Below are 14,118 nucleotides of genomic sequence, written 5' to 3' on the forward strand. Positions count from 1 at the left end.
CTGCGGATTGTGGAGGTCTCTTCATATATATTATAGATCGACTTGGATATGACTCAATCCATTGACGGTGTAATCCTTACCGTAAACATTCACACTAGCAGGAACTTCCGTCTCATTCGTAACGGTCACATCATGCTCGCTAACGGTTACTTTTAGGAGCGAATGACGGAACATGACTTTGAACGAGAATGACTTCCAATGTCCAGGGTTGAATGGGTTTAAGTGTAGAACACCATTCCGTACACGCAATCCTCCAAATCCATGAACAACAGACATCCAAGTACCAGCCATGCTCGTCGTATGACAACCATCTTCGGTATCATTGTTATAATTGTCTAGATCTAAGCGAGAGGTACGAAGATACATTTCGTAGGCTTTCTCTTTATATCCTAGTTCGCAAGCAAGAATCGAATGCACACAAGGAGATAAGGAAGACTCATGCACGGTAAGAGGCTCATAGAAATCGAAGTTACGTTTCACCGTATCTAGATCGAATTGGTCTCTTAGAGTGAATATTCCTTGCAATACGTCAGCTTGCTTAATGTAAACAGAACGAAGGATACGATCCCAAGACCATTGTTGATTCAATGGCAAGTTAGACGGATCTAATTCGCTAACTGGTGTAAGGTCTTTATCCAAGAATCCATCCTGTTGTAAGAAGACTTGGCGTTCTTCATCATATGGATAGTACATTTTAGCAATAATATCGTTCCACTTAGTTGTTTCGTCTTCAGTTAACTGTAACTTAGTTATAACTTCTTCATAAACGGTCGGATCATTCTTTTGCAGGTCATTCAGTACTTCCAACGTGTATTTCAACGTCCATACTGCGATACTATTCGTATACCAGTTATTATTGACATTGTTCTCGTATTCATTAGGTCCAGTAACACCTAACATCATATATTGGTCTTTGGCAGGAACATAATTGACACGTTCTTCCCAGAATCGCGAAATTTCAGCAAGAACTTCAAGACCATATTGGCCAAGATAAGCAGTATCCCCTGTATAATTGACATAGTTGTAAATAGCATAAGCTATAGCGCCATTACGGTGGATTTCTTCAAAAGTAATTTCCCATTCGTTATGGCACTCTTCTCCATTCATAGTTACCATAGGATATAAGGCACCTTTGCTGAAGCCGAGTTTCTTGGCATTTTCCTTCGCCTTTTCTAAGTGCTTGTAACGATAGACCAACAGATTCCGAGCAATGGATTCGTCAGCAGTACTTAAATAGAAGGGGAGGCAGTAAGCTTCGGTATCCCAATAAGTACTTCCACCGTATTTCTCACCTGTGAACCCTTTAGGCCCGATATTGAGTCGATCATCTTCTCCGTTATAAGTCTGATTAAGTTGGAAAATATTGAATCGAATCGCCTGTTGTGCTGCAACATCACCCTCAATAACGATGTCACTCTCACTCCATTTTTCAGCCCAAGCCGTAATATGCTCTTCAAGTAGAACTTGGAATCCCGCCCCCATGGCAGATTGAAGAACGTTCCGCGCTACGCTAAGTAATTGATCCTGATCATGATCGCGGGAAGTGACATTCGCTACATATTTATATAGGACAATCTGTTCTTTCTCCTGGACATCCAGTTTAAAAGAATGAGCAACATATTTTTCTTTATCGATTGTTTCCGGTGTGATCGTAACAGGAGTACCATTCTTGAGTACTGTATATGCCATGACAGAGGTAACGTGGAAATCAAGCTTCTTTGTTTTGATCGTTAGTGTTGCATCTGCTGTTGTCACTTCTTTGGACACTTCTAACCAGAACTTCTCATCGTAGTTAGAGTCTTTGTTAGACACGTCACCATCAAGATACGGTGTTAAAGAAATAGAACCACTGAAATTCAAAGGTGTCACGGCATATCGGATGGCTCCGATCTCTCGACGAGCAATGCTGGTGAATCGAATCGCCGCAATCTGCACTTCTTTACCATCTGGAAGTTCAGCGATGAAGCTTCTTGAGAGTGTGCCTTCCTTCATATTGAGTTCGCGTACGAAATCCTTCACTTTGCATACAGCTAGGTCAAGGGCTACTCCATCTATGAGGACATCAATACCAATCCAATTCGTACAATTTAATACCTTTGCAAAGTATTCAGGATAGCCATTCTTCCACCATCCAACACGTGTTTTATCAGGATAGTATACGCCGGCCATATAGCTGCCTTGAAGGGAGGAGCCACTATATTTCTCTTCGAAATTAGCTCGTTGTCCCATGTAACCGTTCCCAATACTGAATATACTTTCTGATATTTCATGATTCTGTGGGTCGAAACCTTCTTCAATAATGCTCCATGGGTCTAATTGTAAATATTGCTTCATGCGAATCGTCTCCTTCAAAATATGATGGTAAATAGAAATATTTATAATCGTTGTAATTTCTCAACAGACATTTCTTCGAGAGAAGATACGACATATTCTGCTTGGGTGAGTGAGCCTACTGGGCCAATACCTATGCTGCGCATTCCTGCACGTAAAGCCGCTTCGATTCCTGCTTCGGCATCCTCAAATACAACACAATGCTCTGGGGCAATTTGTACGGCCTTTGCACCGAGTATGAATACTTCTGGATCAGGTTTAGCATTCGATGTGTGGGTACCATCAATAATGGCATCGAAGTAAGGAACTAAATTAGCATTGTTCAATATCGTCATAGCATTTTTGCTCGCAGAACCTAAGGCGATTTTAATTCCATGTTGTTTCAATTCTTGAAGAAAGGCGAGAGATCCCGGTAAAATTTCCGAGTCATCCATTTTCGAAATATAGTCAACATACCAGTTGTTTTTCTTGTCAGCGAGTATAAGCTTGGTTTCTTCATCGAGTTGAAGATGGCCTATTGCGAGTAAGATATCTAGCGAAGCCATGCGGCTTACACCTTTTAGTCTTTCATTATCTTCCTCAGTAAATATAAAGCCCAACTCATCAGCGAGCCGTTTCCAAGCTAAAAAGTGATATTTAGCTGTGTCAACAAGTACACCGTCTAGGTCAAATAAACAAGCTTGAATGGGGTGATTATTAGGTTTCATGAGCTGTTCTCCTCCATTGTGCAAACGTTTGTATTTATATTTAAAAATATAATGAAGCAAGAGTGTGCTTCACTATATTATGGTATCCGTGACGAACCAGTATTTAACAACTTCATAAGAACATTATAGCAGAAATCATGTTTTTGCATAGGTATGTTAATTATTTAATTCAGTGACAGATAACATAGAAGATTCTCGAACGACAAGGCGATGAGATATAATATGTCTTTTTTGAAAATCCTTCTCCCCGTCCTGTTGAATCGATTGAATTAAGGCTTGAGAAGCGGTGTAACCTAAATTATAAATACCGATATCGACGCTACTTATGGGTGGTGTAGAGAGTTCAGCGATAGCAATATTATTAAAGCTGACGATGCTTAGATCATCAGGAACTTTGTATCCAAGTTCATGTAAGCCACGCAGTACACCGAAGGATACAAGGTCGTCAACCACAACTAAGGCTGTAGGCCGTTGCGGTAAATTCATGAAGAACGACATTGCTCGATAGCCACTTTCTTGCAGAAATTCCCCTTCAACAATCCAATCTTTCCGCATCTCAAGTCCGGCTTCTTCGAGAGCCCTTTGGTACCCCTTAAGTCGGTCCATGGATACGACATGATGGGGGGGGCCACTAACGAAACCGATTCGTTTATGACCGAAGGAAATCAAATGCTTGGTAGCATCATAGGCTGCCTGAATATTATCATTATCAACGGATAGCAGATCCGGATATTTATCGCTACGACCAATTAAGACAAAGGGATGATGATTACTGTGTAGAAATTCGACAACAGGATCATCTTTACGTGAATATAGCAAAATAGCTCCGTCGACTCTTTTCCCATTGATGAGTCGAGAAACAACTTCGATTTCTTCTTGCTCACTACCTCCCGAACTAAGTACAACATCGTATCCTGACCGATTCGCTTGTGTGACAATCCCCCGAACTAATTCCATGAAGAATGAATTGAGGAACAGTTCTTCAGCAGACTTCGGTAGAATAACACAAATACTATTCGTTGTTTTGGAAACAAGGCTTTGAGCCATAATATTGGGGTAATACCCCATTTCGTCAAGAATAATTTTTACTTTTCGAGAAGTTTCAAGGCTTATTCTAGGATGATTGGATAGTACTCGTGACACCGTGGAGGGAGATACGCCAGCCTTCCGCGCGACATCTTTAATTGTTACAGACATAATAACCTCCGATGATACCGTTTGCATGAATCATTAAATCATACAAACGAAATATTCTCTTTTACAATTGATATCTTAATCTAATGTCTACGGCTTGTAAATAACAAACCTATCATAAACATATTGACTAATATGAATCCTCCGTTATTATATACCCATAAAGCGCATGAATGCGCAAATGAAGGGGGATGACATATTGACGAATGCGACATTAACTAGATACTACAAACGATTTGCTTTTGGATTTATGGGGATATCTGTATTCAGTATGCTGTTAATGGGATGCAATGATGCAGATAATGTTACATTAACACAAATAGAACCGAATAACACAAACACCACCGTACCTGCTACCGAGGCACAACGAAATGAGTTAGCTATTTCACAGAGGAAGGATCTGATTGATGAACAACCTTCAACAGTCTACTATGAAATTTTTGTGCGTTCTTTCTATGATTCGGATGGTGATGGTATAGGGGATTTACGGGGGGTTATCGAGAAGCTTGATTATCTGAATGATGGGGATCCCTCTACAACTGACGATTTGGGTGTAGGTGGGATTTGGCTCATGCCGATTCAACCTTCTCCAAGCTATCACGGATATGATGTAACCGATTATAGAACTGTGAATCCTGACTATGGAACAATAGAAGATCTGACAATATTGATTGATGAAGCTCATAAACGTGGCATTAAAGTTATTATGGATCTGGTTGTAAACCATACGAGTAAAGAACATCCGTGGTTTAAGGATTCAGTAGAAGGGGAGCAGAGTTCATATCGGGATTGGTATGTGTGGGCTGAGGATCAGAATAGAGATCGAAGTGGTATTAGTGCTGCATCAGGTGACAATCCTTGGTATGAGGCGAATGGGAATCATTATATGGGGATATTCTGGGATGGGATGCCTGATCTGAACTTCGACAATGTTGCTATACGAACAGAAATGAAGGAGATTGGTCAGTACTGGCTGAAGCTAGGAATGGATGGCTTTCGACTGGATGCAGCCAAGCATATTTTCGAAGATTTAGTGTCGGATAAAGACAAGGAAATAGAAGCCAAGAATATTGCTTGGTGGCAGGAGTTCCGAAGTAGTATGAATGAGATTAATCCGGAAGCCTATATTGTCGGTGAAGTATGGGAGAATTCAGTGGCTTCAGTGGCACCTTATTTGGATAAGGCATTTGATTCTGGTTTTAATTTCAGTCTAGCAGAATCTATTATGAATAGTGTCAAAAGTGAACGTGATAATAGCTTAGCATTTACACTAGAACGGACGCATAAACTGTTTAACACGAAATCGGAAGGGAAATTTGTTGATGCTATATTCTTAACGAATCATGATCAGAACCGGGTGATGAGTCAGCTTGACGGCAATGTAGATCATGCGAGAATGGTGGCCTCGATTTTGTTGACATTACCAGGGAATCCCTTTATATATTATGGTGAAGAAATCGGTATGTTAGGTGCGAAGCCAGATGAGCAAATTCGTGAACCTATGATCTGGTATGAAGGTGGAGTGCAAGGCAATGGACAGACGACCTGGGAAGAGCTGATCTATAATACTGGTGATAATTCAGCCAGTGTTGAATTACAAACGAAGGATGAGAATTCATTACTGGCCCATTATCGTAAATTGGTAACATGGAGAAATGAAATCGGAGAACTTCATAATGGGGATATCCATTATTATGATACGGGTAATAAGCAAATATTATCCTATATTCGGAGAACTCAATCTAACCAAGTGCTAATTATGCATAATGTATCAGGTAAAGAGCAGCAAATAAAAATAGCTTGGGATCAAGCAGATTATTTATTTACTGAAATCATAAAAAAAGACAGTAATGGCACGGGTCTTGACAGCGATATGCTGGTAATAGCTCCTTATTCTACGGTGATAATGAAGTAATGCCTAAAGATATAGAGTAATCATGCGATATATACAGATATAGAGTTATAACAATACCTATATGGACGTTTTCGGCTGAAATAGGTATATGCAAACGTTTTTACAAAACAAATTCTATTGTGTATGATGAACCTATAAATAAAGCGCTTACCTCAAATGAATGAGACGAACAATCACACATTTAGGGATTTGAGCGCTTCATTTTTACTCGTTTGTGAAATCGTTTGCACACCATGATAAACATACATAAGTTAAAAGCATAAGTTAAAAGAATAACCAATTAGAGAGGGGATTAAATTTGTATGAAAATGAATAAATTATTGACGTTATTAGCAACCGTTACTTTGGCAGTCTCGATAACTGCTTGTGGGTCCAACAACGCAACGACGAATAACGCGGAGCCTGCACCAGCACCAACCAATACAGTGACGGACACACCTGCACCAGAAGAAGTGGTTGTTGAAGAGGGACTTCAAGCAGAGGATGGCGCTACGTTGATTGTATGGGAGAGCAGAGAAGAAAGAGCCTTTACAGATGAAATTGCCAAGAGATTTACAGAGAAATATGGTGTCCCTGTTAAAGTCGAAGAAGTGGCAGCAGTAGATCAAGTTACGAAGTTGACTCAAGATGGTCCTTCTGGATTAGCAGGAGATGTTGTTATGTTCCCGCATGATAACTTGGGAAGAGCAGCAGAAGCGGGTCTATTGTTAACTAATGAGTTATTAGCTGAAGATACAATAGCTAACAATACACCAGCATCAATTCAAGGTGTAACTTTCGATGGTGAATTGTATGGTTACCCAAGAGCAGCTGAGACATATGCTCTCTTCTATAACAAAGAATTATTGCCAGAAGCTCCGAAATCATTCGATGAAGTGATCGAGTTCAGTAAAACATTCACCGATAAATCAAAGAACAGATTCGGGATTATGTGGGAAACGGGCAATTTGTACTTCAACTATCCGTTTATTGCTAGCGGAGGCGGATACGTATATGGAGATAATGGTACGAATAAAGATGACATTGGAGTCAATTCGGAAGGTGCAATTGTAGGATTGCAGACATATGTAAAATTAAAAGAAGCACTCCCTATTAAGAGTGGGGATATATCGCCAGATATCAAACGTAGTTTATTCAACGAAGGTGATGTAGCAATGGATATTACGGGCCCTTGGGAACTTGCAGGTTATAAAGAAGCGCTAGGAGATAAGCTTGGAATTGCACCGATTCCAACGATTGATGGTAAACCTGCCATCTCATTTTCTGGAATTAAAGCATTCTATATAAACTCTTTCACTGAGTATCCCAATGCTGCGCAATTGTTCGCTCAATTCGCATCGAATGAAGAAGCACAACTTCTTCTAAACGAATTAGTTGGTTCTATACCGACTAACAATGCAGCGTTGGCATCTGATCAAATCCAGAGTGATCCGTTTGTTGCAGGCTTCGCTCAACAAGTTATCAACTCTCAGCCAATGCCTACTATTCCTGAAATGGGGAATGTATGGAGTCCTGTAAATGCTGCTCTTCCAGAAATTTGGGATAATGACAAAGATCCAAAAGAAGCAATGGATAAGGCAGCTCAACAAATTAAAGACTTAAATGGTGGTACAACGGAGTAAAAGTAAAATGGACTAATAGTAGGATACTAAATTGAAGATACCCGTCACATCATGTGGCGGGTAAATCCTCATTTTTCTAGGGAGAGGAGAGGGCTTGTGGACAGATATCGCAACAAAGCCACAATACTGTCGCTTATAAGCATGGGGCTGGGACAAATATATAACCGTCAGTTTATAAAAGGTTTTATATTTCTGCTAATTGAGGCCTATGCGATTATTTATTTCAATAGTAATTTGGCTAGAGCTTTGTGGGGCGTTGTATCACTTGGAGATACGCCAAGAATGAAGGTCGATGGGAAGTGGGTTGCAGGAGACCATTCGATCTTTATTCTAATACAAAGTTTAATAACGATATTAATTTTAATTATCTTTATTATTATTTATGTCATGAATGTCAGAGATGCGCGTAAAACAGCAGAGCTAAGAGAACAGGGAAAAGAAGCGAACAGTTTCAAGCAATCCATTCGGTATGTTTTGGATTATAAATTCGCTCAAGCCTTTTTGACCTTACCGGCAATGGGTATTTTATTTTTTACAGTTATGCCTATCATCTTTATGGTTATGCTAGCATTTACGAATTACTCTGCTCCGAACCATATTCCGCCAGCTAAGCTCGTCGATTGGGTTGGATTTGATACATTTAGAGATTTAGTTTCACTCAAAACGTGGAGCCACACATTCTATGGAGTCCTGACTTGGACCCTTATTTGGGCAGTACTATCAACGGTAACTACTTATTTTGGCGGTCTACTAGTAGCGCTACTTATTAACCAAAAAGGTATTAAATTCAAAGGATTGTGGAGAACGATTCTAATTATTCCTTATGCCATTCCGCAGCTCATCTCGCTACTTGTTATGAGGAATATGTTCAATGGTCAATTCGGTCCTGTTAATCAGTACCTCCAATATTTTGGCTTAAGTGGACTTCCATGGTTAACAGATCCGTTCTGGGCGAAGGTGACGGTTATCGTGGTTAATATGTGGGTTGGGATTCCAGTCTCGATGATATTGATTATGGGTGTCTTAACGACAATTCCACGCGATATGTATGAAGCGGCCGAAGTTGATGGCGCAACGAACTATCAGAAGTTCCGAATCGTTACGATGCCGATGATACTTTTCTCGACAGCACCAATACTCATTACGCAATTTGCTGGAAATATCAATAACTTTAATGCGATTTTCCTACTAACAAGCGGAAATCCAGTCGTGGGCGATTACCAATATGCTGGAGCGACCGACCTACTCGTGACTTGGTTGTACAAGTTAACGTTAGATCAGAATAAATATAATATGGCTTCTGCTGTAGGGATCATTATTTTCCTAATCATCGCCTCGTTCTCCATTTATAATTACCGCCGAACGAAGTCATTCAAAGAGGAGGATATGATCCAATGAGTGGACGGAAAGCAAAGAATAGTTTGCGTTTGGTGCTAAGTTATATTGTTCTTGTTATGTTAGCGATCACTGCCGTATATCCTGCATTGTGGGTCGTTCTCGGTTCGTTTCGGCCGGGGAAATCATTGTACAGTAAGACGTTGATTCCTAGTAGCTTTACTTTGGATCATTATAGAGAATTATTCACATCGAAAAGTTACTTGTTTGGTAATTGGTACATGAATACATTGAAGATATCGATTCTTTCGATGTTAATCGGTATTTTTCTCACACTGTTAACTAGCTATGCTGTATCACGTTTTCGTTTCCGTGGACGGAAGACGGCACTCTCTACCGTATTGGTTCTGGGGATGTTCCCAGGATTTATGAGCATGATCGCTATTTATTTGCTTCTTAAAGAATTCAACATGCTTGATACACATCTCGCCTTAATTGTTGTGTATGCAGCGGGTGCCCCTCTAGGAGGAACCTTTATTGCCAAAGGATTCTTGGATACGATCCCACGCTCATTGGATGAAGCGGCGAGGATAGATGGAGCGAGTAATTTCAGAATTTTCACACGAATCATTCTGCCACTTTCTAGACCAATGCTCACTTATATGGGGCTAACGCAATTCGTTGGTCCATGGGTCGACTTTATCTTTGCGAAGATGATATTGCGATCTAAGGAGAAATGGACAGTAGCTGTCGGACTATATGAAATGGTGAGCTCCAACACGAATACCAACTTTACCCTGTTCGCAGCAGGAGCAGTACTGATTGCCGTTCCGATTACGATTCTATTTATGTTCCTGCAAAGGCTTCTTGTGGAAGGCTTAACATCTGGAGCGAGTAAGGGATAACAGTAGTTAGGTAAGTGATGAATGTTGAAACATAGTTGATTAGAACTTTAACAAGGTACAGTTCTCGTAAGGATAGAGGCTGTACCTTTTTGAAATGATGAAAGGAGACTGGCGATTTTGAAATGGATACATAGAATACATCCAAGAACAATCGGGATGAAATTATTCATGTTATTGTTTGCTGGTATTGTCGTATTATCTGCGTCCATCACTTCTATAAGTGCCGTAGTCCAAGAGACAAGTGCATCGACGGAGGAGGTTGCTTCAATGTCCAATGAGCAATATATTGTAAGCGAGAAGTTAGTAGGTTTATCGAAGCGGCTTGAAGAAATGTCTGAGAAGTTCAATCAAACATTAGTTATATTTATAACTTAAGATGAATTCGTAAATTCTGAATGAACGCGATGTTAATAGCTAAAGAGGGTATTCCATGGCCGGATGATAGGCTGGTGGAATACCCTTTTTATTATTTTCGAGTGTCTATTTACGCACAGCTTTTAATATCAAACATTCGTAAGGAAGCAATTCTATGTTCAGTGAACCATTATTGACACTATGCGATTGAGCTGAGCGGATATCCTCGAATTGGGATTCCTCTAAAGTGATTTTAGTGGATTGAGGTTGGCTACTATTATTCATAATAATGACGAATTTCTCATTCTCATCCTCACGTGCATAAGCAATGATCGCACTATCTGCAGCAGAAGATAGGAATGTAAATGAACCTGTACGAAGTGCACGATGATTCAAACGAAACGCTATCAATTGTTGGTAGAATTTGAATAGATCCTGATCCTGTTTAGCAGGATCCCACTCCATGCATTTACGACACTCAGGATCATGCCCACCGGTTAGACCTATTTCATCACCGTAGTAAATACAAGGTGTGCCTGTAAAGGTGAATAAGAATGTGACAGCGAGCTTCATTGTGCGCTTATCACCCTTACAGAGTGTTATTAGACGCGCTGTATCATGGCTATCAAGCAAGTTAAAAGCGACCTCATTTGCTTGACGAGGATGATGAGCTAGCTGTTTGCCGATGGCATGTGAGAATCCTTCTGCATCCGTGGAACCTTCTACGAAGAAATCAAGGATCGCATTGGTGGAAGGATAATTCATGACCGCATCAAATTGATCACCTTGTAGCCAATTTGAGGAATCATGCCATATTTCACCTAGTATATAAGCATCGGGTTTCGCTTTCTTAACGGCTTGGCGGAATTCTCTCCAGAATTGATGATCTACCTCATTGGCGACATCAAGCCGCCAACCGTCAATACCAACCTCTGTAATCCAATATTCTGCCACATGGAGTAGATAGGCTTTGACTTCAGGATTCTCGGTATTAAGCTTAGGCATCAAAGGCTCGAAGGCAAAGGTGTCGTATGTTGGAATGCCATTCTCTACTGTGATCGGGAATTTGGACACATGGAACCAATCACGGTAGCGGGACTGTTCCCCATTCTTCTGAACATCGACAAATGGTGCGAATGTTCTGCCAGAATGATTAAATACAGCATCCATGACGACACGTATTCCACGTTCATGACAGATAGATACTAGCTTCTTCAGCAAGTCAATATCACCGAATTGAGGATCAAGCTGTAAATAATCTTCGGTATCGTATTTATGGTTCGTAGTTGCTATAAACAATGGTGTGAAATAGAGTGCATTGATTCCTAAGTTGCTCAGATAATCAATGTGATTAATAACGCCTTGTAAATCTCCACCGAAGAAATTATCAGGTCTTGGTGTTCCGCCCCATGGGAGTGTTCCTACAGGGTTGATGCTAGGATCGCCATTTGCAAATCTTTCCGGAAATATCTGATAGAACACCGCATCCTTGACCCACTCAGGTGTTGTAAATACATCGATTAAATTGATATATGGAAATTCAAAGAGACGATTCGGATCCGCAGGAGGCTCATCCAAGAAAGTGTACTCCGTCATCCATAATTTCTGATCGCCTTCTTGCAATAAGAATCCATATTTTAAGCGGCGGTACGGCGGTATAACTTCACACTCCCAATAATCAAACATTTCGTCAGACGACAAAATGGTCATAGGGATGTAGACCATTGTCTGATCCCATGCATATTTGTCACCGGCCATAGCATGAACAGCATCAACGTCATTTCGTTTGGTGCGAATTCTAATATGTATGGTGCGCTCATCGTAAGCGTAGCACCAGTTTTGTTTCGGACGATGGTAAATAGCTTCTAATAACATGATAATCTCCTCTCATAACTACCAAAAAAGGGCACAACACAAGACTAAAATATAGCCGAGGTTGTACCCAATTATTAAGGTAGCATTGCCTATTAATTTTATTGTAATACATGGAGCATTAGCAATCAGATAATTCGAATATACCATAAAGCTGTTGGACTGTATATTGCTATCCATAGGAAAAGATTGAAACTATATTAACCTTCTTAAATTATGTCAACAATATGACTGACAAAACGAAGTTATCCTTTTGTTGTTCTAAAGCAATGTACGACCTACCATAGACATATACTGAATTGAATGGGTGAGCTAGGCTGATTCGGTAAAAGAAAATGATTATATATTTAGGAGGAACCGAATATGGGAGAAGTTAAGGACAAAGCTTCAACTGGGAGCATTCGAGTCGGAGTTCAAAAGTTCGGTCGATTCCTGAGCGGGATGGTTATGCCGAATATTGGCGCGTTCATTGCTTGGGGACTCATTACAGCGATGTTTATACCTACGGGATGGTTTCCAAATGCATACTTAGCAAACCTTGTTGATCCAAGTATTAAATATTTACTTCCGCTGCTGATCGGTTATACGGGCGGTACGATGATACACAAACAACGCGGTGGAGTCATCGGCGCCTTGATGACGCTAGGGGTTATCGTCGGAACAGACATTCCAATGTTCTTGGGAGCGATGATTTGTGGTCCACTGGCTGCATGGATACTGAAGCGATTTGATAACGCGGTTGAAGGGAAAATTAAGTCAGGCTTCGAAATGCTTGTTAACAATTTCTCGCTCGGTATTATCGGTGGAGCTCTGACCTTGGCTTCTTTCTCCGGCGTTGGTCCTATTATTGAGGTGTTGACCAAAGGGCTGACCGCTGGTGTGGAAGTTTTGGTTAACCAAAACTTAATCCCTTTGGTGAATATCCTTATTGAACCGGCCAAAATTTTGTTCCTAAACAATGCGATTAACCATGGTGTGCTCAGTCCGATTGCGTTAGATGAAGCTGCCAGAACCGGGAGATCCATTTTATTCATGTTGGAATCTAATCCAGGTCCGGGCCTTGGTATTCTGCTCGCTTATATGATTGTGGGGCGGGGTTCCGTGAGACAATCGGCTCCTGGAGCGGCGATTATCCACTTCTTCGGTGGTATTCATGAAATCTACTTTCCGTATATCTTAATGAACCCTCGTCTGATTCTAGCTGCAATAGCAGGTGGGGTCACAGGGACCTTTACGTTCATGCTATTTGGGGCCGGTCTTGTCTCACCACCATCTCCTGGCAGTATCATCGCTTACATTATCATGGCGCCTAAAGGTGGTATTCTGCAGGCGCTAAGCGGTGTCGTGACAGCAACGATTGCCTCGTTTGTTGTCGCTGCTCTACTGCTCAGAACGTCTAAAAAGGATGGTGCAGATACTGATGATCTAGAACAGGCAACTTCGAAATTGAAAGATATGAAGGCCGCTGGGGCACCTGCAGCAGCAAGAGAAGCTGTTAAAGATACGGGGCTTCAGGAAGTGGTCGAATCTACCGAAGCTGACAACGAAGTGCTTAAACCGGTAGAGGATGTTCATAAGATCGTCTTTTCTTGCGACGCAGGTATGGGTTCAAGCGCAATGGGCGCTTCGATCTTGCGCAAAAAGATGAAAGCTGCGGGTTCGGAAATTACAGTCATCAACACAGCAATAAGTGAAATTCCGGATGATGCAGATATCGTCATCACACATAAGTCATTGACCGATCGGGCTAAAGTCAAGGCACCGAAGGCGGAGCATATCTCCATTGACAACTTTCTGAAAAGCCCTGAGTATGAAAAACTCGTGGAACGATTCAGCTGATAGTCAATCTCACCACAATAGGCTCTAGCGCTGGCGACTTATCG

General features: G+C 41.0%; 10 protein-coding genes. 6 read left to right on the plus strand and 4 right to left on the minus strand.

From position 1 onward, the window contains the following. Nucleotides 1-30 precede the first annotated feature (30 nt). From AC1TO8_RS12660 to AC1TO8_RS12670, 3 genes are all read right to left on the minus strand, one after another. Nucleotides 31-2,334 carry a glycoside hydrolase family 65 protein gene (locus AC1TO8_RS12660; RefSeq protein ID WP_482055985.1) on the minus strand — a complete coding sequence of 768 codons (2,304 nt, stop codon included), beginning with the start codon at nt 2,332-2,334 and terminating at the stop codon, nt 31-33. Between the two features lie 41 nt (nt 2,335-2,375). After that, complete coding sequence (gene pgmB, locus AC1TO8_RS12665) at nt 2,376-3,038, minus strand: beta-phosphoglucomutase (RefSeq protein WP_482055986.1); 663 nt, start codon at nt 3,036-3,038, stop codon at nt 2,376-2,378. 156 nt (nt 3,039-3,194) lie between these two features. Further along, complete coding sequence (locus AC1TO8_RS12670) at nt 3,195-4,235, minus strand: LacI family DNA-binding transcriptional regulator (RefSeq protein WP_482055987.1); 1,041 nt, start codon at nt 4,233-4,235, stop codon at nt 3,195-3,197. 196 nt (nt 4,236-4,431) lie between these two features. Between AC1TO8_RS12670 and AC1TO8_RS12675 the strand changes: the two genes are divergently transcribed. The 5 genes from AC1TO8_RS12675 to AC1TO8_RS12695 all read left to right on the plus strand — a co-directional run bounded on the left by AC1TO8_RS12675 (nt 4,432) and on the right by AC1TO8_RS12695 (nt 10,384). After that, nucleotides 4,432-6,147 (plus strand): alpha-amylase family glycosyl hydrolase, encoded by a 1,716-nt coding sequence (locus tag AC1TO8_RS12675; protein ID WP_482055988.1) that lies wholly within the window; start codon nt 4,432-4,434, stop codon nt 6,145-6,147. A 302-nt stretch (nt 6,148-6,449) separates the two neighbouring features. After that, the gene (locus AC1TO8_RS12680; protein ID WP_482055989.1) at nt 6,450-7,769 is read left to right on the plus strand and encodes a sugar ABC transporter substrate-binding protein; all 1,320 of its coding nucleotides are present in this window, start codon (nt 6,450-6,452) and stop codon (nt 7,767-7,769) included. Between the two features lie 96 nt (nt 7,770-7,865). Then, nucleotides 7,866-9,167, plus strand: a complete 1,302-nt coding sequence (locus AC1TO8_RS12685) for a carbohydrate ABC transporter permease (RefSeq protein ID WP_482055990.1) — start codon at nt 7,866-7,868, stop codon at nt 9,165-9,167. Then, nucleotides 9,164-10,009, plus strand: coding sequence for a sugar ABC transporter permease (locus AC1TO8_RS12690; RefSeq protein WP_482055991.1), 846 nt, complete (start codon nt 9,164-9,166; stop codon nt 10,007-10,009). The genes AC1TO8_RS12685 and AC1TO8_RS12690 overlap by 4 nt, the downstream gene beginning before the upstream one ends. A gap of 117 nt (nt 10,010-10,126) precedes the next feature. Beyond that, the gene (locus AC1TO8_RS12695) at nt 10,127-10,384 is read left to right on the plus strand and encodes a hypothetical protein (protein WP_482055992.1); all 258 of its coding nucleotides are present in this window, start codon (nt 10,127-10,129) and stop codon (nt 10,382-10,384) included. A gap of 105 nt (nt 10,385-10,489) precedes the next feature. On the opposite strand, the gene AC1TO8_RS12700 is transcribed toward AC1TO8_RS12695, so the two are convergent. Continuing rightward, on the minus strand, nt 10,490-12,238 hold the full coding sequence (locus AC1TO8_RS12700) for an alpha-glycosidase (protein ID WP_482055993.1): 1,749 nt from the start codon (nt 12,236-12,238) through the stop codon (nt 10,490-10,492). Nucleotides 12,239-12,598: 360 nt separating this feature from the next. On the opposite strand from AC1TO8_RS12700, the gene AC1TO8_RS12705 reads away from it, so the two are divergent. Then, complete coding sequence (locus AC1TO8_RS12705; RefSeq protein WP_482055994.1) at nt 12,599-14,074, plus strand: PTS mannitol transporter subunit IIBC; 1,476 nt, start codon at nt 12,599-12,601, stop codon at nt 14,072-14,074. Nucleotides 14,075-14,118 lie beyond the last annotated feature (44 nt).

It is taken from the genome of Paenibacillus sp. Y859 (assembly GCF_056786405.1).